This window comes from Pseudomonas sp. Pseusp97 (assembly GCF_047304025.1).
In the GTDB taxonomy this organism is placed as follows: domain Bacteria; phylum Pseudomonadota; class Gammaproteobacteria; order Pseudomonadales; family Pseudomonadaceae; genus Pseudomonas.
In genome coordinates this window covers 1-18,299 of record NZ_JBGLYK010000111.1, presented here as the reverse complement: position 1 = coordinate 18,299, position 18,299 = coordinate 1, and the positions used below count along the sequence as shown (strand labels likewise).

Sequence of the window (18,299 nt, the reverse complement as noted above, 5' to 3'; positions counted from 1 at the left end):
GAGGACAACTCCCTCTCCCTGAAGGGAGAGGGAGTTGTCCTCTGCCGTGCCAGGTGTGCAGTTCGCCTGATGCGGTCGCAGCTTTCAACTACCAACGGGGGCCGGCTGACGCAGAGGCCTCGTCTAACTCCGAGCGGCCCCCTCTCCCTTCAGGGAGAGGGTTGGGGAGAGGGCAAAGCGTCCCCATCGAGCACCAGGCGTATAGCCTCCAGCACCGAATCCATCCTCGACAGCACATCATGATTCCAGAATCGAAGCACCGTGAAACCCTTGTTGTTGAGCCACGCATCGCGCTCCTGGTCCGCAGACGACTCCAGATGCTGCCCACCATCCAGCTCGATGATCAACATGCGTTCGTGACAAACGAAATCGATGATGTAGGGACCGATGATTTTCTGTCGGCGGAACTTGAGACCGAGGAAGCGGTGGGCGCGCAGGTGGTGCCAGAGGGCTCGTTCGGCTTCGGTCTGGTCGGTGCGGAGTTGTTTCGAGAATGGGGTGAGGTGGGAGGTCATCTGGCTGGCTCCGGCAGATGTATGCCTGGAGGCTAATGCGCGAGCCCACCACCCTCTCCCCAGCCCTCTCCCTGAAGGGAGAGGGAGCCTTCCGAGTTACCTGTAGGTTCTTGCGTTTCACGCAACCATGGCATCAAGCGGGCTCTAATCTCATGCGCCGCGCCGATCCAGTCCCCTCTCCCTTCAGGGAGAGGGTTAGGGAGAGGGGCGCAATAACCGAGCACTCCGGAGCGGCCGGGAGAAACCAACCGCCCTACTCCACCTCCAACCGCGGCAACCTCAACGTCACCCGCAATCCACCCTCACGGCGATTCTGCAGAGTGACTTCCCCTCCATGCGTATGCGCAATGTTGCGCGCAATACCCAGGCCCAACCCATAACCCTGCCCGCGCTCCGACAACCGGAAGCGCGGCTCGAAGACTTTTTCCAACCGCTGCTCCGGCACGCCGGGGCCCTGGTCGTCGACGTGCAGAACCACCGCGTCGGCATCGTCCTCGATGCTCAGCTGGGCACGCCCGCCGTATTTCAGGGCGTTGTCCAGCAGGTTGCCGATGCAGCGCTTGAGCGCCAGCGGCTTGCCCGGATAGGGCTCGAGCGCCGCGCCCAGCACCTCGACGCGGCCATCGGCGATGTAGGGGCCGGCGACGTATTGCAGCAGCTGGTTGAGGTCCACCGGCTCGACGTTCTCGTGGATGTCGGTGTCCTTCACGCATTGCAGTGCGCCCTTGACCAGCAACTCCAGTTCGTCGAGGTCGTGGCTGAACTTGTCCCGCGCCTGTTCGTCCTCCAGCAATTCCACCCGCAGGCGCAGGCGGGTGATGGGCGTGCGCAGGTCGTGGGAGATGCCGCTGAACAACTGGGCGCGTTCGTTGACGTAGCGGTCGATGCGCTCGCGCATGGTGTTGAAGGCGCGCGAAACCTCCACCAGCTCGCTCGCCCCGCTCTCCTCCAGCGGCTGGTCCTGGCCGCCCAGGGCGATGTCGCGGGCGGCGCGGGCCAGGCGTTTGAGCGGACGGCTCTGCCAGTGCACCAGCAGGCCGGTGAACAGCAAGAGCAGCAGGCTGGTGAAGGCGATGGAAATGATCTGCTGCGGCGGCAGGCCTTCGGGCTCCAGGGTGACGTAGGGCGCGGGCATCAGGCTGGCGATGTACAGCCATTCGCTGGCGCCGATGCGGATCTGCGTGACCAGCACCGGCGGGTTCACCGGCTCCAGGGTAAGCGCATAGTGCGCCCAGGAGCGCGGCAGTTCCTCGAGCTTCAGCTCGCCATTGAACAGCCGCAGGTCGTCCGGGCTGACGAACTCCACCTGCAGTTCGACGTCCTTGCCCAGCTTCTGCCGCAGCACGTCCTGCACGATGTCGATCACCGCCTGCTTGTTGGTGGTGTCCGGCAGGGGGCGCATGTCCAGCGGGCGTTCGTTGAGCGAGACGAAGAAGCGCGTGCCGCCCATGCTGCGCAGCTGGTCCAGGACCAGCGGGCGGTAACCGATGGGCAGCGAGCGGAAGTAGCTGACGCTGGCGGCCATGGAGTAGGCCAGGCTGCGCGAGCTGGTCAGCAGGCCGTCGCGCTGGCTGCTGCGCAGGTGGGAAATCCAGAACAGGCTCGACAGGCCCTGGGCGATCAGCACTGCCAGCAGGGTGAGCAGCAGCATGCGGCCGAGCAGCGAGCGCGGTACCAGGGCCCAGCGGCGGCGCTCACTCATGGCTGGCGAGGTGCGGACGGACCTGGGCGGCCAGCAGGTAGCCGCTGCCGCGCACGGTCTGGATCAGCCGCGCGGGCTTTTCGGTGTCGCGCAGGCGCTGGCGCAGGCGCGACACGGCCATGTCGACGATGCGCTCCAGCGGCATCACCTCGCGGCCACGGGTGGCGCTGGCGATGGTGTCGCGGTCGAGGATCTGCCGGGGGTTGTCGAGGAACAGCTTGAGCAGGGCGAAGTCCGCGCCGCTGAGGAAATGTTCCTCGCCGTCCTCGTGGAACAGCCGGTGGCTGATGGTATCCAGCCGCCAGTCGTCGAAGGCGATGACCTCGCCGCCGCGCACCTGGGTGAACTGCGCGCGGCGCAGCAGCGCCTTGATCCGCGCCAGCAGCTCGCGGGGGCTGAAGGGTTTGCCGAGATAATCATCGGCGCCCAGTTCCAGGCCCACCACGCGGTCGGCTTCGTCGGAGCTGGCGGTGAGCATGATCACCGGCATGCAGGCGTGGCGCTGGTGCGAGCGAATCCAGCGGCACAGGCTGAAGCCATCCTCGTCGGGGAGCATCACATCGAGGATCGCCAGGGCGGCGTCCTCGTCGCACAGCGCGCGGCGGAAGCTCTCGCCGTCGGCGACGCTGCGCACCTGGAAGCCCGCGCGGCTGAGGTAGGTTTCCAGCAGCTCGCGGATTTCCTGGTCGTCGTCCACCAGCAGGATGGACTTGGCGGTCTGGTTCACTTCGGACATCCCTTCTTATTGTTGTTCTGCGAGCGACCTGCGGGTTCAACCTTCGTTGCGCAGCGCCTGTTCCAGGGCCACGCCGGCGCCGAACAGGCCCGGATGCTCCGCGGTCATCACCCACACCGGCACCGGGTCGAGGTACGGGCCGCTGGTCTTGCCACGGGTGCTGAAGGCCTCGGCGAAGCCGCTGCGCTGGAAGCGTTCGAGGAAGCGCGGGACGATGCCGCCGGTGATGTACACGCCGCCCAGCGCGCCGACGGTCAGCACGGCGTTGCCGGCGACCCGCGCCAGCCAGACGAAGAAGTGTTCCAGCACCGCGTCGGCGTAGGCATCGCCGGCCATGGCGCGCTCGCCGATCTCGGCGGCGGTGGCGCATTTCGCTTCGACGCCATCGAGCTGGCAGCTCATGCGGTAGAGGTTTTCCAGGCCGCTACCGGAGAGCACGCGCTCGGCCGAGACGTGGCCGTACTTCTCGCGCAGCAGTTGCCAGAGGGCGAAGTCGCGCTCGGAGGTCACCGGCAGGTCGACGTGGCCGCCTTCGCAGGGCAGTACTTCCCAGCCGCCATCCGGCAGCGGCATCAGGCTGCCGACGCCCAGGCCGGTGCCCGGACCGATGATCAGTCTGGCGCGGCCTTCCAGCGCCTTGCCGGGACGCACCTGCACCAGGTGTTCCTGCGACAGCCGCGAAGCCGCCCAGGCCATGGTGCTGAAGTCGTTGACCAGCAGCAGGTGGCTCAGGCCCAGCTCGGCGCGGAAGGCGTCGCGCTGGATGACCCAGTGGTTGTTGGTGAACTTGAAGTCGCCGGCGCCCACCGGGCCGGCGCAGGCCAGGCAGACGTTGTCGATGGCCGACAGCGGCTGGCCGACGCGCTGCAGGTAGTCGCGCACGGCGTCTTCCGGGCGCGGGTAGTCGGCGCAGGCCAGGACCTGGATGGATTCGAGGACTTCACCGCGCCACAGGGCGAAGCGGGCGTTGGTGCCGCCGATGTCGCCCACCAGGGCGAAACCGTTGGAAGAGGACTGAGCGTTATTGGAGTTCATTGCGGGCTCGGGCCTGGAAGTGGGTTGGAAGGTTGCGGCGCGGGATCATGCCAGCATAGGACAGCGCCGGAAACGCCCCGTGCGACGGACAGGCAGCCACGTCGCACGGGAAGCCTTGCGCGTCAGCTTGGACCGTTCAGCTCCGCCGTGAAGCTGCAGGCGCCCTGCTCGGCCGAACTGAAGGCATTGCGCATGAAGGCGAACAGCTCGCGGCCCATGCCAAGGTTATCGATGACCGGGGTTTCCACCAGGGGACGGGCTTCCCACTCCGCCGCATCCACCAGCACCCGCAGCTCGCCGGTGGTGCCGTCGACACGCACCACGTCGCCGTCGCGCAGCTTGGCCAGCGGGCCGCCGTTGAGCGCCTCCGGGGAGACGTGGATCGCCGCCGGCACCTTGCCGGAAGCGCCCGACATGCGCCCGTCGGTGACCAGCGCCACCTTGAAGCCGCGGTCCTGCAGCACACCGAGGAACGGCGTGAGCTTGTGCAGCTCCGGCATGCCGTTGGCGCGCGGGCCCTGGAAGCGCACCACGGCGACCAGATCGCGCTCCAGCTCGCCGGCCTTGAAGGCGGCGGCCAGGCTGGCCTGGTCGTGGAAGATGCGCACCGGGGCCTCGACTATCTGGTGTTCGGGCGCCACGGCGGACACCTTCATCACGCCGCGCCCGAGGTTGCCTTCCATCAGGCGCAGGCCGCCTTCGGGGGAGAACGGCTTGTCGATGGGCCGCAGGATGTTCTCGTCCAGGCTCGCCGCCGGACCTTCGCGCCAGACCAGCTTGTCGCCGTCGAGGAAGGGTTCCTGCAGGTAGCGGCGCAGCCCTTTGCCGACCACGGTCTGCACGTCTTCATGCAGCAGGCCGCCGTCGAGCAGCTGGCGGATCAGGAAGGACATGCCGCCCGCCGCCTGGAAGTGGTTGATGTCGGCCTGGCCGTTGGGATAGATGCGCGCCAGGGTCGGCACCACTTCGGAGAGGTCCGCCATGTCCTGCCAGGTCAGCTGGATGCCCGCCGCCTGGGCGATGGCCAGCAGGTGCAGGGTGTGGTTGGTCGAGCCGCCGGTGGCCAGCAGCGCCACCACCGAGTTGACCATGGCCTTCTCGTCGACGATCTCCGCCATGGGCACGAACTGGCCGTTCTCCGGCGTCAGGCGCGCGGCCTGGCGGGCGGCTTCGCGGGTCAGCTCGTCGCGCAGCGGGGTGTTCGGGTTGACGAAGGAGGCGCCCGGCAGGTGCAGGCCCATCACTTCCACCAGCAACTGGTTGGTGTTGGCGGTGCCGTAGAAGGTGCAGGTGCCCGGCGCGTGGTAGGAGGCCATCTCCGAGGCCAGCAGCTCCTCGCGGGTGGCCTTGCCCTCGGCGAACAGCTGGCGCACCGCGGCCTTCTCCTTGTTGGAGATGCCGGTGGGCATCGGGCCGGCGGGCACGAACACCACCGGCAGGTGGCCGAAGCGCAGCGAGCCGATCAGCAGGCCGGGGACGATCTTGTCGCACACGCCCAGGCACAGCGCGGCGTCGAACATGTTGTGCGACAGCGCGATGGCGGTGCCCATGGCGATCACGTCGCGGCTGGCCAGGGACAGTTCCATGCCCGGCTCGCCCTGGGTCACGCCGTCGCACATGGCTGGCACGCCGCCGGCGAACTGGCCGACCGAGCCGATCTGCCGCAGGGCGTCCTTGATCAGCTCCGGGAAGCGTTCCAGCGGCTGGTGCGCGGAGAGCATGTCGTTGTAGGCAGAGACGATGGCGACGTTGGCCTGGTTCATCAGCCGCAGCGCCTGTTTGTCGGAATCACCACAAGCCGCGACGCCGTGGGCAAGGTTGCCGCAGGGCAGCGTGCCGCGGTGCGGGCCCTTGGTGGCGGCTGCCTTGACCAGGTCGAGGTAGCGCTGGCGCGTGGCCGCGCTGCGGGCCTGGATGCGCTGGGTGACTTCAAGCACGCGAGGGTGCATGGCAGCATTCTCCTACAGACTATCGGTTGTTGTTTTTACAACATAATCATCGATTACTAAGGATTTACTTTTCGTCGACGGCGAAATTTAATGGTTTTTACCACAACAAAAGAAAAGAGACGACCTCCATGACTATACGCCTGGCAATCAACGGATTTGGCCGCATCGGTCGGAACGTACTCCGCGCGCTTTACTCGGGGCCCTACCGCCAGCACCTGCAAGTGGTGGCGATCAATGACCTGGGCGACGCCGCGATCAACGCCCACCTGTTCCAGTACGACAGCGTGCATGGGCGCTTCGCCGGCCAGGTCGAGCATGACGCCGAAAGCCTCAGGGTAGAGGGCGACCGCATCGCCGTCACGGCCATCCGCAATCCGGCCGAGTTGCCCTGGCAAGCCCTGGGGGTGGACATCGTGCTCGAGTGCACCGGGCTCTTCACCTCCCGCGACAAGGCCGCGGCGCACCTGCAGGCCGGCGCGCGCCAGGTACTGATCTCCGCCCCCGGCCAGGACGTGGACGCCACGGTGGTGTTCGGCGTCAACGAAGGCATCCTGCGCGCGGAACACCGCGTCGTCTCCAACGCCTCCTGCACCACCAACTGCCTGGCGCCGGTCGCCCAGGTGCTGCACCGTGAGCTGGGCATCGAGCACGGGCTGATGACCACCATCCATGCCTACACCAACGACCAGAACCTTTCCGACGTCTACCACAGCGACCCGTACCGCGCGCGCTCGGCCACCCAGTCGATGATCCCCACGAAGACCGGTGCCGCCGAGGCGGTGGGCCTGGTGCTGCCGGAACTGGCCGGCAAGCTGACTGGCCTGGCCGTGCGGGTGCCGGTGATCAACGTGTCGCTGGTGGACCTCACGGTGCAGGTCGCCCGCGAGACCAGCGCACAGGAGGTCAATGCGCTGCTGGAGCGCGCCAGCGAAGGCTCGGCGATCCTCGGCTTCAACCGCCAGCCGCTGGTGTCGGTGGACTTCAACCACGACCCGCGCTCCGCCATCTTCGACGCCAGCCACACGCGGGCGAACGGCCGGCTGGTGAAGGTGATGGCCTGGTACGACAACGAATGGGGGTTCTCCAACCGCATGCTGGATACGGCGCGGGCGATGGCCGCAGCACGAGGGTGAAGGGGTTCGCGAGCAAGCTCGCTCCTACGAAGAGCGCGTACGCTGCACCTGTAGGAGCGAGCTTGCTCGCGAACGGCCACCACGCCGACATGTCATTCAGCTCCGTAGGGCGCATAACGCGATAGAGTCATCCGCCGGGACAGGTGCGGCGGATAACCCGTTCCGGGTTATTCGCCCTACGGATGTAACTCCTGCATTCGCCGTGGACCACCCTCTCCCCAGCCCTCTCCCTGAAGGGAGAGGGGGCAGTACGTGCCGGCGGATGCCCTGGTTTTCAGCTTGCTACGATCAAGCTCTGTAGGGCGCATAACGCGACAGCGTTATCCGCCGTATAAGGTGCGGCGGATAACCCGTTCCGGATTGTTCGCCCTACGGCTGGAGTGTTCGCTGGAACTATGGCATTCACTTTCCGCTGCCCTCACCCTCTCCCAGAGGGAGAGGGGACCGTCCGGTGCAGGGAAAAACGATGGTGTCAGCCGGCACGGACGGCTCCCTCTCCCTTCGGAGCGGGGCGCGTAGCCAGGGCTGGGAGAGGGAAGCCCTGGCACGCATTACCGGCAAACACGACTCAGCGATACAGCCTTTTCCCCTGCGCCTGAAGCACCAGCAGGCGCATATCCGCCTCGGCCCGGATCGCCTCCTGGCCCAGGTGGTCGGCGCGCTTCCAAGCCTTTATCTCCTCACGGCTGCGGCCGCAGCCCAGGCAGATGCCTTCTTCGAACTCGCAAATCTTGATGCACGGACTCTTCACGGACTTCCTCTGGACGGGGTGGATGAACGTCAGTGGGCCTGCACAATGGACACCCGCGCGGCGCCAAGGTCCAACTCGATTTCCCCATCGGCGCCATCGACCCAGGCAATCGAAGCGCTAGAATCCGCCCTCCACGCCTTCCGGCCTCGCCCATGCTCGCCCTCAAGCTCACCCTGGTTCCGCTGTTCCTGCTGCTGGTGTCCCTCTCCGGGCGCTGGTGGGGGCCGACCGTTGCCGGCTGTCTCGCCGCCCTGCCCGCCATCGCGGGGCCGATCCTCTACCTGATCACCGTGGAGCACGGCCATGACTTCGGCTCCCGGGCCGCACTGCTGGCGCTGGCGGCGATCTTCGCGGCCGAAGCCTTCAACTTCACCTATGCCTGGCTGTGCCGGCAGCACGCCTGGCCGCTGGCGCTGAGCGGCGCGATGCTCGCCTGGCTGCTGGCCGCCTGGGGGCTGACACAGCTCCCCGCCTTGCCTGTCTGGGCACTTGCCGTCGCGGCGCTGGGCGCGCTGACCAGCCAGCTGTTCATGCCTCGCGCCGAACTGCCCGTCTCTGGCGCCGCATTGAGTCGCCTGGAGCTGGGCCTGCGCATGCTCGCCGGTGCGCTGCTCACCCTGGCCGTCACCGCCCTCGCCGGCTGGGCCGGGCCGAGCTGGAGCGGCCTGCTGGCGGTGTTTCCGCTGCTCTCCATCGTGCTCTGCGTGTCGTCGCAGCGGCTGCATGGCGCGGGCTTCGTCATCGCCCTGCTGCGCGGCATGGTCAGCGGTCGCCCGGCCTTCGCGGCGTTCTGCCTGTGGCTGGCGTTGCGCCTGCCAGACAGCGAAACCTTGCCGAGCTTCGCCGAGGCGGCGCTGCTCGCGGTACTGGTGCAAGGCATAGTGCGCTGGCTGATCGGGCTGCGCTCGCGCAAGGCCGCCAACGCCGCCTGAAAGCAAAAACGCCACGGCTGGATCAGCCGTGGCGTTTTCGTGTACAGCAGCGAGTGACGCTTAGAGCAGCGTGAAGCTCTGCTCCTTCACGTTGTCCGAATCCAGACCGACGTAGACCTTGAACTCGCCCGGCTCCGAGGCGTAGCGCAGCTGGCTGTCGTAGAAGCGCAGGTCTTCCTCGCGGATCGGGAACTGCACCACCTTCGACTCGCCCGGCTGCAGCAGGATCTTGCTGAAGCCCTTGAGCTCCTTGACCGGGCGGCTGATGGACGCGGCGACGTCGCGCAGGTAGAGCTGCACGGTGGTTTCGCCGGCGACCTTGCCGGTGTTCTTCACGGTCACGCTGGCGGTGAGCTGGTCACCCTTCTTCAGCCTGCTGCCGGACATCTTCACCTCCGAGACGCTGAACTCGGTGTAGCTCAGGCCGAAGCCGAAGGGGTACAGCGGGCCGTTCTGCGAGTCGAAGTAGCGCGAGGTGTACTTGTTCGGGTGCTCGTGGTCGAACGGGCGGCCGGTGTTCAGGTGGTTGTAGTAGATCGGCACCTGGCCCACCGAGCGCGGGAAGGTCATGGTCAGCTTGCCCGACGGGTTGTAGTCGCCGAACAGCACGTCGGCGATGGCGTTGCCGCCCTCGGTGCCGCTGAACCAGGTTTCCAGCACGGCGTCGGCGTTGGCGCTTTCCCAGCGCAGGTCCATCGGCCGGCCGTTCATCAGCACCAGCACCAGCGGCTTGCCGGTGGCCTTGAGGGCCTTGAGCAGCTCGACCTGGCTCTGCGCGATGTGCAGGTTGGTCTTGCTCGACGCCTCGTGGGCCATGCCCTGGGATTCGCCGACCACGGCCACCACCACGTCGGCCTGCTTCGCCTTCTCGACGGCCTCGTCGATCATGGCTTGCGGGCTGCGCGGGTCGACCTTGACGTCCTCGCTGTATTCGTTGAGGTATTTGACGATCTCCGGATCGTCGGTGACGTTGGCGCCCTTGGCGTAGAGCAGCGCGGCATGGCCACGGGTGGCGGCGCCCATGCCTTCGAGCACGGTCACGGCCTGGAAGGCCTTGCCGGCAGCGGACCAACTGCCCATCACGTCGCGCTTGCTGTCGGCCAGCGGGCCGATCAAGGCGATCACGCCGTCACGCTTGAGCGGCAGCACGCCGCCTTCGTTCTTCAGCAGGACCATGCCCTTGCGCGCGATCTCGCGCGCATCGGCGCGGTGCAGGCGTTCCTCGGCGTCGGTGTCGACCGGGTCCTTGCCCTGCAGGTAACGGTACGGGTCCTGGAACAGGCCCATGTCCCACTTGGCGGCGAGCACGTCGCGGCAGGCACGGTCGATCTCGGCCTGGCTGATCAGCCCGGCCTTGAGCAGCTCGGGCATGTGCTTGCCGTAGAGGTCGTCGTTCATGTTCATTTCGACGCCGGCGTTGATCGCCGCCTGGGTGGCGTCGCGCTCGGTGGCCGCCACGCCGTGCTTGATCAGCTCCAGCACTGCGCCGTGGTCGCTCAGGGTCAGGCCCTTGTAGCCCCACTGGCCGCGCAGCAGGTCCTGCAGCAGCCACTTGTTGGCGGTGGCCGGCACGCCGTTGATGCTGTTCAGCGAGACCATCACCGCGCCGGCGCCGGCGTCGATGGCCGCGCGGTACGGTGGCAGGTAGTCCTGGAACATGCGCTGCGGGCTCATGTCCACGGTGTTGTAGTCGCGGCCGCCTTCGCCGGCGCCGTACAGGGCAAAGTGCTTGACCCCGGCCATGATGGTTTCCGGCTGGTTCAGGCCCTTGCCCTGGTAGCCCTTGACCACCGCGGCGGCGACCTTGCTGGTCAGCCAGGCGTCTTCGCCGAAGCCTTCGGAGACACGGCCCCAGCGCGGATCGCGGGCGATGTCGACGGTGGGCGAATAAGTCAGGTTGAGGCCGTCGGCGCTGGCCTCGATGGCCGAGACGCGGGCGCTGCGCTCGATGGCGGCCAGGTCCCAGCTCGCCGCCAGGCCCAGGCCGATGGGGAACACGGTGCGGTGGCCGTGGACCACGTCATAGGCGAAGAACAGCGGGATCTTCAGGCGGCTCTTCATGGCCGCGTCCTGCAGGTCGCGGATGCCCGGACGGACGACGGTGTTGAACACCGCGCCGGTGGTGCCCGCGGCGATCTCGTTCAGCAGTACCGGCTTGGGATGGTCCGGCCCGACGCTGACCAGGCGCAGCTGGCCGATCTTCTCTTCCAGCGTCATGCGCTGCATCAGGCTGTCGATGAAGGCGTCCTTCGACTGCCCGGCCAGCGGCACGGCAGGTGCGGCGGCGGGCGCCTGGGCGGCGGAAAGCGATGCACTGCTCAAGCCCAGCAGGAGGCCGAGCCAGCAGATACGGCTGATTGGAGTTCTTTTCATATGGGTACTCAGCAGCCTGCGCGAGGCGCCAGGTCACTGTGGAATGTGGTTAAGAGGCGTCGTCAGGGCGATTGTTCGGGCGGCATCCCCGGGTGTTGCCGCCAGCGCCTTGCGAACGCGGCACATAAGGTCGTCGCGCCGAAGGCGGAAGTCAATCACCGAACGGCTGGAAAGCCGCGGGCAGATGCGCCAAAGCCTGGGCTCAATGGTCGCGATTGCGCGCGTTGAACTCCATTTCCTCGAGCATGGCTTCGCGCAGGGCGCGTTCTTCGTCCCACTCGTCTTCGGCGGGCGCGGTCGGCGCGGGGGCTGGCGCTGCGGGCTCGGCTTCCGCTTCGGGCTGGCCTTGCGCTTCGGGTTGGACAGACGCCTGGGCTTCGTCCTGCGGCTCGACCTCCGGCAGTGCATGCACGCCGCTGAAGTCGGCATCCACGCCGGTGTCCTCGTCGTCGCTCGGCGGACGGTCGATCAGGTCGTCGAAGTCGGTCTTCAGCCCCTGCTCCATCTCGTCCAGCTCGGCGAGCAGGCTGCGGAAACTGGTCTCCTCCTTCGGCTCTTCCGGCGGCGCGGGTTCCGGCTCCTCGCCGGCATCGCGCACGGCCTGGTCGGCCAGCGCCTGCAGCGACGGCGGGATGTAGTCCTCGTCGTATTCCTCGGGGCTCGGCAGGCTGGCCACTGGCGCCATATCCTCGAGGATTGGCTGCGGCTCGGGCTCCATCAGTTTCAGCTCGGCCAGCGGCGGCAGGTCTTCCAGGCTTTTCAGGTTGAAGTAGTCGAGGAAGGTGCGGGTGGTGGCGAGCATCGCCGGGCGGCCGGGGACTTCGCGGTAGCCGACGATGCGGATCCACTCGCGCTCCATCAGCGTCTTGACGATCTGGGTGTTCACCGCGACGCCACGGATTTCCTCGATCTCGCCACGGGTGATCGGCTGGCGGTAGGCGATCAGCGCGAGAGTCTCCAGCAGCGCACGGGAATAGCGCTGCGGGCGCTCTTCCCAGAGCCGGCCGACCCAGGAGGCGAACTTCTCGCGTACCTGCAGGCGGTAGCCGGTGGCAACCTCCTTCAGCTCGAAGGCGCGCCCGGAACAGGACAGGCTCAGCACTGCCAGGGCATCGCGGAACTGCTGCGGCTCGGGGCGCTCGGCCTCTTCGAACAGCTCGCCGAGGCGCTCCAGCGACATGGGCTTGCCGGCAGCCAGGAGGATGCCTTCGAGCAGGGTCGCCAGTTCTTGCGGGTCGGAGAGATTCATCGGGGGCTCGGGTCGGGGTTGAAGGTTTTGCCGTTCAGGCGGGAAAGCTACTCAAAGCGCAGCGCCAGGGCAACGCCGGCGGATCAGAGCAGCTCTTCTTCCGAGTCGCCGTTCAGTTCCTGGTCGAGCGCTGTCTCGCCCTCCGGGCCGTCGAAATGGCCGTCCTCGAAGGTCAGCTCGGCCGGCGGCTCGTCACGCGGCTCGAAGACGTCTTCGTCGCCCTCTTCCAGCAGTTCTTCCGAGGTTTCCCCGAAGCGTGCGGCGCCTTCCTGCACTTCCGTGCGGGCGCGGACGTGGATCGGCGCGAAGGCTTCGTTCTGCACCAGCTCCACCAGTTGTTCCTTGACCAGTTCCAGCACCGCCATGAAGGTCACCACCACGCCGAGCTTGCCCTCTTCGACGCGGAACAGCGTGATGAAGGGCACGAAGCCCTCGCCCTTCAGGCGCTCGAGAATCTCGCTCATGCGCTCGCGGGTGGAGAGCATCTCGCGGGTGACCTGGTGGCTTTCGAACAGGTCGGCGCGGCGCAGTACGTCGGCCATGCACAGCATCAGTTCCTGCATGTCCACTTCCGGCAGCAGCCGGCGCGCCCGCGCAGCCGGCGCGGCGACGGTGGGCACCACGTAGTCGCGGCCCAGTCGCGGCAGTTCGTCGAGGTCCTCGGCGGCCTTCTTGAAACGTTCGTACTCCTGCAGGCGGCGGATCAGCTCGGCGCGCGGGTCTTCCTCTTCTTCCTCGGCCTCGGCCGAGCGCGGCAGCAGCATGCGCGACTTGATCTCGGCGAGCATGGCGGCCATCACCAGGTACTCGGCGGCCAGCTCCAGGCGCACCGACTTCATCAGCTCGACGTAGCCCATGTACTGGCGGGTGATCTCCGCCACGGGGATGTCGAGGATGTTGATGTTCTGCTTGCGGATCAGGTAGAGCAGCAGGTCGAGCGGGCCTTCGAAGGCTTCGAGGAAGACCTCCAGGGCGTCCGGCGGGATGTACAGGTCCTGCGGCATCTCCGTCAGCGCCTCGCCATAGACGAGCGCCAGCTGCACCGGCACCTGGTATTCAGGGGCGGCGGCGGGGGCTTCCGGCTCGGTCAGGTCACTCATCGGCCACTCGTCAGGCGCTGGGGTTCGAAGGCGGCATTATCCCTGCTTTTGCCGGCGGCGCGAGGGGCTTTTGGCTCAAGGGATGGGCGGTGTCACAGCTTCAGGCCGGAGCGCACTTCGTAGGAGCGGACCTTGTCCGCGAATTCTCGGCGCCAGCCCCGCGTTGAGAGCAGGAAAACCAAGGCCTGTGCTGGCGCGCTATTCAGGTGTTACCTGTCGGCATAGAACCCGCCGCGCAGGATTTCGCGGACAAGGTCCGCTCCTACGAAAAGAAACTAGCGGTACGACAACCCCATGGCATGCCGCACCTCCACCAGCGTCTCCCGCGCGGCCTCGCGGGCGCGCTCGGCGCCTTCGGCGAGGATGCTGCGCACCAGCTCGGGGTTGTCCTCGTAGTCCAGCGCCCGCTCCTGGATCGGCGCCAGTTCGTGGAGGATCGCCTCGATCACCGGCCGCTTGCAGTCCAGGCAGCCGATCCCGGCGCTGCGGCAGCCTTCCTGCACCCACTGGCGGCAGCCGTCGTCGGAGTAGATCAGGTGCCACTGCCACACCGGGCAACGCTCCGGCTCGCCCGGATCGCGGCGGTGCACGCGCGCAGGGTCCGTGGGCATGCGCGCGATCTTCTCCTCGATCTGCGCCGGACTGTCGCGCAAGGCAATGGTGTTGTGGTGCGACTTGGACATCTTCTGCCCATCCAGCCCCGGCATCCTCGGCGCGTGGCTGGTCAGGGTCTGCGGCTCGGGCAGCAGCATCCGGCTGCTGCCTTCGAGGTAGCCGAACAGGCGGTCGCGGTCGCCCAGGGTCAGGCTCTGCTGCTCCATGAGCAGCGCGCGGGCGGTTTCCAGCGCCTGGGCGTCGCCCTGTTCCTGCCAGGCGCGGCGCAGATTGCTGTAGAGCTTGCCGGTCTTCTTGCCCAGGCGGGCGATGGCGGTCTGCGCGCGGTCCTCGAAATCCACCTCGCCGCCGTACAGGTGGTTGAAGCGGCGGGCGATCTCGCGGGTGAATTCGACGTGGGGGAACTGGTCCGAGCCCACCGGTACCAGCCCCGCGCGATAGATCAGGATGTCTGCGGCCTGCAACAGCGGGTAGCCGAGGAAGCCGAAGGTGGACAGGTCCTTGTGGACCATTTTTTCCTGCAGCTCCTTGTAGGTCGGCACGCGCTCCAGCCACGACAGCGGGCAGATCATCGACAGCAGCAGGTTCAGCTCGGCGTGCTCGGGCACCTGGGACTGGATGAACATCGTCGCGGCGCTGGGGCTGACACCCACCGCCAGCCAGTCGATGGCCATGTCGCGCACGTGCTGGCGGATGCCGGCGGTCTCGTCGTACTCGGTGGTCAGGGCGTGCCAGTCGACGATGGAGAAGTAGCATTCGTACTCGTGCTGCAGTTTCACCCAGTTCTGCAACACACCGTGGTAATGCCCCAGATGCAGGCGCCCGGTAGGACGCATGCCGGACAGCACACGGCGCAGGGATTCGACGCTGGTCAAGCGGTCAACCTCGCGGGTTCGGCGATGGAACGAGGGAGTATAGCCAGCGCGCCGGGCCTGTTCAGGCGTTGACCATGAAGGGTTCCGGGTCGCCGCAGCCGACGCGCACCACCACCGGGTCTTCGTCGGTCAGGGCGATCACGGTGGAAGCCTCGCCGCCGCCGAAGCCGCCGTCGATGATCAGGTCGACCAGGTGCTCCAGCGAGTCGCGCATCTCGTACGGATCGTTCAGCGGTTCGCTCTCGCCAGGCAGGATCAGGCTGACGCTCATCAGCGGCTCACCCAGTTCCTCCAGCAGCGCCAGGGCGATCGGGCAGGCCGGCACGCGCAGGCCGATGGTGCGGCGCTTGGGGTGCAGCAGCATGCGCGGCACTTCGCGGGTGGCGTTGAGGATGAAGGTGTAGGGCCCGGGCGTGTGCGCCTTGAGCAGGCGGAACAGGCCGGTGTCGACCTTGGCGTAGAGGCCGAGTTCGGAGAGGTCGCGGCAGACCAGGGTGAAGTTGTGCTTGTCGTCCAGCCGGCGGATGTGGCGGATACGCTCCACCGCGGACTTCTCGCCGATGCGGCAACCCAGGGCGTAGGAGGAGTCGGTGGGATAGGCGATCACCCCACCCTGGCGGACGATCTCCACCGCCTGCTTGATCAGGCGCGGCTGGGGATTTTCCGGATGGATCTGAAAGAACTGGCTCATGGAGTCTCCTTGATCCCGATGGCGTTCTCGGCGCTGGCAAAGCGCGGCCAGAGCGGCGGCAGGTCTTCCGGCACGCTGCGGTAAAGGCCCAGCTCCGACCAGTCGCTGGGGCCGTGGAAGTCGCTGCCGGCGGTGACCATCAGGCCGAATTCGCGGGCGAGGATGCTCAGCACGCCAACCTGTTCGGCCGGTTGCGGGCCGTTGCAGACTTCCAGCGCATGGCCGCCGGCGGCGATGAAGTCGGCCACCAGCTTGCGCCGTTTGGTGCGGGTGAAATCGTACTGGTAGGGGTGCGCCAGGCTGATCCAGGCGCCCGCCGCGCGCAGCGTGCCGACGGCCTCGGCGAGGCTCGGCCAGTGCTGCTTGACGTCGCCGAGCTTGCCGGCGCCCAGCCATTTGCGGAAGGCTTCGGCGCGGTCCTTGACATGGCCCTGGCGCAGCAGGAACTCGGCGAAGTGCGGCCGCGCCGGCGCGTTCTCGCTGTCGCCCAGCTCGGCCTGGATCGCCCGCGCGCCCTCGAAGGCACCGGGCATGCCCTTGGCCTCCAGGCGCCGGCCGATCTCCTCGGCGCGGGTCCAGCGGGCGCGGTGCAGGTCGCCCAGCGCCTTGACCAGCGGCTCGGCGGCCACATCGAAGCCATAGCCCAGCACGTGGATGGTCGCCCCGCCCCAGGTGCAGGACACTTCGACGCCGTCTACCAGTTCCATGCCCAGCGCCTGCGCGGCGGCGCGCGCCTCGGGCAGGCCGTCGAGGGTGTCGTGGTCGGTCAGCGCCAGCACGCGCACGCCGCGCCCGTGGGCACGCTCGACCAGGGCTGTCGGGCTCAGCTGTCCGTCGGAGGCGGTGCTATGGCAGTGCAGGTCGACTCGCATGCGGCTTCCAGGAGGGGCGAAGGGATAACTTTCTGTATAGACGCTTTGCTGCCAGCGCGATCACGGCAATCGCTTGAAACCATGATCTGGCACAGCGTTGGGCGGATGGCCCTTTCAGTTCATCCGCAGCTTGGTATTATGCCGGCTCTACTGGGCTCTGGCTGCCGTAATGAAGCAATTCATCGATTTCATTCCCCTCATCCTCTTCTTCATCGTCTACAAGCTCGACCCGCGCAACGTCGAACTCGCCGGCCAGAGCTTCTCGGTCGGGGGGATCTACAGCGCCACGGCCGTGCTGATCGCCGCTTCCGTGGTGGTCTACGGCGCCCTGCTGATCAAGCAGCGCAAGCTCGACAAGGGCCAGTGGGTGACGCTCGCCGCCTGCCTGGTGTTCGGCGGCATGACCCTGGCCTTCCACAGCGAAACCTTCCTCAAGTGGAAGGCGCCGGTGGTGAACTGGCTGTTCGCCCTGGCCTTCGCCGGCAGTCACTTCATCGGCGGCCAACCGCTGATCCAGCGCATCATGGGCCACGCGGTACACCTCTCCGATTCCCTCTGGGCGAAGCTGAACATCGCCTGGGTGCTGTTCTTCCTGATCTGCGGCTGTGTCCAGCTGTTCGTCGCCTTCACCTTCCAGAGCTACTGGGTGGACTTCAAGGTGTTCGGCAGCCTGGGCATGACCCTGCTGTTCCTGATCGGCCAGGGCGTGTTCCTGGCCCGCCACATGCACGATGAACCTACCGGCGAAAAACCCAAGGACTGACATGCTCTACGCGATCATTGCCCGTGATATCACCGCTTCCCAAGAACGCCGCCTGGCCGCCCGTCCCGCGCACATCGCTCGCCTGGAGCAGCTGAAGGAAGAAGGCCGCCTCGTGCTGGCCGGCCCGCACCCGGCCATCGACAGCAACGACCCGGGCGCCGCCGGCTTCACCGGCAGCCTGATCGTCGCCGAGTTCGACTCCCTGGCCGCCGCCCAGGCCTGGGCCGACGCCGACCCGTACCGCGCCGCCGGCGTCTATGCCGAGGTCGTGGTCAAGCCGTTCAAGAAAGTCCTGCCCTAACAGCGCACGAGCGTTGCCCCCCGCGGCACGGAGCGCCACGGGGCACCGCAGCCGGACAGCGCCGGGATGGCCATGGACGGCGGCACATCATCGAACAAGGAGTCCCGATGCGCCGTTTGCCCCTGCTCGCCTGCCTCGCCCTGCCACTGCCCGCCCTCGCCGAAGAGCCCGTCACGGAGCAACCGGCGCAAACCGCTGTCCAAGAAACGGCTCAACCGCCGGCCGCCAATCCGCAACTGGAGCAACGCCTGGCCGACAGCGAACGGCAACGGGCCGACCTGGCTGCGCAACTCGCCAACCCGGACAACAGCCAGGATGAAGCACGGATCGCCCGCCTGACCCAGGAAAACCAGCGCCTGAAGCTGCAACTGCGCGAGGCCCAGGCCAACCAGCCGCCGCGCCTGCTCACCGAGCAGCAGACCTGGTACGTGACCGGTGCCGGCACCGCCCTGCTGGCCTTCATCCTGGGCATGCTGAGCCGTGGCCGACGCCGCTCGCGCCGCGAATGGATCAACTGAAAGAAGCCTTTTCATGAGTGAACTGCTGCTGATCGACGACGACGTCGAACTCTGCGAACTGCTGACCACCTGGCTGACCCAGGAAGGCTTCAGCATCCGCGCCGCCCACGATGGCGCGCAGGCCGGCGGTGAGTTCGCGCGGATCGCAGGGCTTGGCCAGGTAGTCGTCGGCGCCCAGTTCCAGGCCGA

Annotated in this window: 16 protein-coding genes and 2 pseudogenes; 6 read left to right on the top strand and 12 right to left on the bottom strand. The window is 67.2% G+C overall.

Annotated features, from left to right (window positions below):
• Positions 1–149: 149 nt before the first annotated feature.
• The 5 genes from ACCC94_RS18100 to edd form a co-directional block, all read right to left on the bottom strand.
• On the bottom strand, positions 150–515 hold the full coding sequence (locus tag ACCC94_RS18100; protein ID WP_413350872.1) for an endonuclease domain-containing protein: 366 nt from the start codon (positions 513–515) through the stop codon (positions 150–152).
• 253 nt (positions 516–768) lie between these two features.
• Positions 769–2,217 carry an ATP-binding protein gene (locus tag ACCC94_RS18095; protein ID WP_413350870.1) on the bottom strand — a complete coding sequence of 483 codons (1,449 nt, stop codon included), beginning with the start codon at positions 2,215–2,217 and terminating at the stop codon, positions 769–771.
• Positions 2,210–2,953, bottom strand: a complete 744-nt coding sequence (locus ACCC94_RS18090) for a response regulator (protein ID WP_413350869.1) — start codon at positions 2,951–2,953, stop codon at positions 2,210–2,212. The genes ACCC94_RS18095 and ACCC94_RS18090 overlap by 8 nt, the downstream gene beginning before the upstream one ends.
• Before the next feature lie 36 nt (positions 2,954–2,989).
• Positions 2,990–3,988, bottom strand: coding sequence for a glucokinase (locus ACCC94_RS18085; protein ID WP_413350868.1), 999 nt, complete (start codon positions 3,986–3,988; stop codon positions 2,990–2,992).
• A 122-nt stretch (positions 3,989–4,110) separates the two neighbouring features.
• A complete protein-coding gene (gene edd, locus ACCC94_RS18080) occupies positions 4,111–5,937 on the bottom strand; it encodes a phosphogluconate dehydratase (protein ID WP_413350867.1) in 1,827 nt (608 codons plus the stop codon).
• A 128-nt stretch (positions 5,938–6,065) separates the two neighbouring features.
• On the opposite strand from edd, the gene gap reads away from it, so the two are divergent.
• Entirely contained in the window at positions 6,066–7,070 is a 1,005-nt protein-coding gene (gene gap / locus ACCC94_RS18075; protein ID WP_413350866.1) for a type I glyceraldehyde-3-phosphate dehydrogenase, read from the top strand.
• Between the two features lie 568 nt (positions 7,071–7,638).
• Here gap and ACCC94_RS18070 read toward each other — a convergent pair.
• Positions 7,639–7,821, bottom strand: a complete 183-nt coding sequence (locus ACCC94_RS18070; RefSeq protein WP_413350865.1) for a DUF1289 domain-containing protein — start codon at positions 7,819–7,821, stop codon at positions 7,639–7,641.
• Between the two features lie 152 nt (positions 7,822–7,973).
• Here ACCC94_RS18070 and ACCC94_RS18065 point away from each other — a divergent pair, with 152 nt between their 5' ends.
• Positions 7,974–8,753, top strand: a complete 780-nt coding sequence (locus ACCC94_RS18065) for a hypothetical protein (protein WP_413350863.1) — start codon at positions 7,974–7,976, stop codon at positions 8,751–8,753.
• 60 nt (positions 8,754–8,813) lie between these two features.
• On the opposite strand, the gene bglX is transcribed toward ACCC94_RS18065, so the two are convergent.
• The 6 genes and pseudogenes from bglX to ACCC94_RS18035 form a co-directional block, all read right to left on the bottom strand.
• Positions 8,814–11,111, bottom strand: coding sequence for a beta-glucosidase BglX (gene bglX, locus ACCC94_RS18060; protein ID WP_413350873.1), 2,298 nt, complete (start codon positions 11,109–11,111; stop codon positions 8,814–8,816).
• A 217-nt stretch (positions 11,112–11,328) separates the two neighbouring features.
• Entirely contained in the window at positions 11,329–12,375 is a 1,047-nt protein-coding gene (gene scpB / locus ACCC94_RS18055) for an SMC-Scp complex subunit ScpB (RefSeq protein WP_413350862.1), read from the bottom strand.
• Positions 12,376–12,587: 212 nt separating this feature from the next.
• Positions 12,588–13,346, bottom strand: a pseudogene (locus ACCC94_RS18050) (segregation and condensation protein A); the annotation flags it as partial.
• Positions 13,347–13,750: 404 nt separating this feature from the next.
• A complete protein-coding gene (locus ACCC94_RS18045) occupies positions 13,751–14,965 on the bottom strand; it encodes a tryptophan--tRNA ligase (protein WP_413350861.1) in 1,215 nt (404 codons plus the stop codon).
• Positions 14,966–15,026: 61 nt separating this feature from the next.
• On the bottom strand, positions 15,027–15,656 hold the full coding sequence (locus ACCC94_RS18040) for an L-threonylcarbamoyladenylate synthase (protein WP_413350860.1): 630 nt from the start codon (positions 15,654–15,656) through the stop codon (positions 15,027–15,029).
• On the bottom strand, positions 15,653–16,528 hold the full coding sequence (locus ACCC94_RS18035; protein WP_413350858.1) for a PHP domain-containing protein: 876 nt from the start codon (positions 16,526–16,528) through the stop codon (positions 15,653–15,655). Before ACCC94_RS18035 ends, ACCC94_RS18040 begins: the two co-directional genes overlap by 4 nt.
• Positions 16,529–16,697: 169 nt before the next feature.
• Between ACCC94_RS18035 and ACCC94_RS18030 the strand changes: the two genes are divergently transcribed.
• The 4 genes and pseudogenes from ACCC94_RS18030 to ACCC94_RS18015 form a co-directional block, all read left to right on the top strand.
• Complete coding sequence (locus tag ACCC94_RS18030) at positions 16,698–17,291, top strand: septation protein A (protein ID WP_413350857.1); 594 nt, start codon at positions 16,698–16,700, stop codon at positions 17,289–17,291.
• Between the two features lies 1 nt (position 17,292).
• Positions 17,293–17,592, top strand: a complete 300-nt coding sequence (locus ACCC94_RS18025; RefSeq protein WP_037011035.1) for a YciI family protein — start codon at positions 17,293–17,295, stop codon at positions 17,590–17,592.
• A 107-nt stretch (positions 17,593–17,699) separates the two neighbouring features.
• On the top strand, positions 17,700–18,110 hold the full coding sequence (locus ACCC94_RS18020) for a translation initiation factor 2 (IF-2, GTPase) (RefSeq protein WP_413350856.1): 411 nt from the start codon (positions 17,700–17,702) through the stop codon (positions 18,108–18,110).
• Positions 18,111–18,123: 13 nt separating this feature from the next.
• Positions 18,124–18,299: pseudogene (locus ACCC94_RS18015) on the top strand (hypothetical protein); the annotation flags it as partial.

Bases quoted from the DNA above. Each gene is read 5' to 3' on its own strand.
- ACCC94_RS18100 (WP_413350872.1), bottom strand. From the start codon at position 515: ATGACCTCCCACCTCACCCCATTCTCGAAACAACTCCGCACCGACCAG.
- ACCC94_RS18095 (WP_413350870.1), bottom strand. From the start codon at position 2,217: ATGAGTGAGCGCCGCCGCTGGGCCCTGGTACCGCGCTCGCTGCTCGGC.
- ACCC94_RS18090 (WP_413350869.1), bottom strand. From the start codon at position 2,953: ATGTCCGAAGTGAACCAGACCGCCAAGTCCATCCTGCTGGTGGACGAC.
- ACCC94_RS18085 (WP_413350868.1), bottom strand. From the start codon at position 3,988: ATGAACTCCAATAACGCTCAGTCCTCTTCCAACGGTTTCGCCCTGGTG.
- edd (WP_413350867.1), bottom strand. From the start codon at position 5,937: ATGCACCCTCGCGTGCTTGAAGTCACCCAGCGCATCCAGGCCCGCAGC.
- gap (WP_413350866.1), top strand. From the start codon at position 6,066: ATGACTATACGCCTGGCAATCAACGGATTTGGCCGCATCGGTCGGAAC.
- ACCC94_RS18065 (WP_413350863.1), top strand. From the start codon at position 7,974: ATGCTCGCCCTCAAGCTCACCCTGGTTCCGCTGTTCCTGCTGCTGGTG.
- scpB (WP_413350862.1), bottom strand. From the start codon at position 12,375: ATGAATCTCTCCGACCCGCAAGAACTGGCGACCCTGCTCGAAGGCATC.
- ACCC94_RS18040 (WP_413350860.1), bottom strand. From the start codon at position 15,656: ATGAGCCAGTTCTTTCAGATCCATCCGGAAAATCCCCAGCCGCGCCTG.
- ACCC94_RS18035 (WP_413350858.1), bottom strand. From the start codon at position 16,528: ATGCGAGTCGACCTGCACTGCCATAGCACCGCCTCCGACGGACAGCTG.
- ACCC94_RS18030 (WP_413350857.1), top strand. From the start codon at position 16,698: ATGAAGCAATTCATCGATTTCATTCCCCTCATCCTCTTCTTCATCGTC.
- ACCC94_RS18025 (WP_037011035.1), top strand. From the start codon at position 17,293: ATGCTCTACGCGATCATTGCCCGTGATATCACCGCTTCCCAAGAACGC.
- ACCC94_RS18020 (WP_413350856.1), top strand. From the start codon at position 17,700: ATGCGCCGTTTGCCCCTGCTCGCCTGCCTCGCCCTGCCACTGCCCGCC.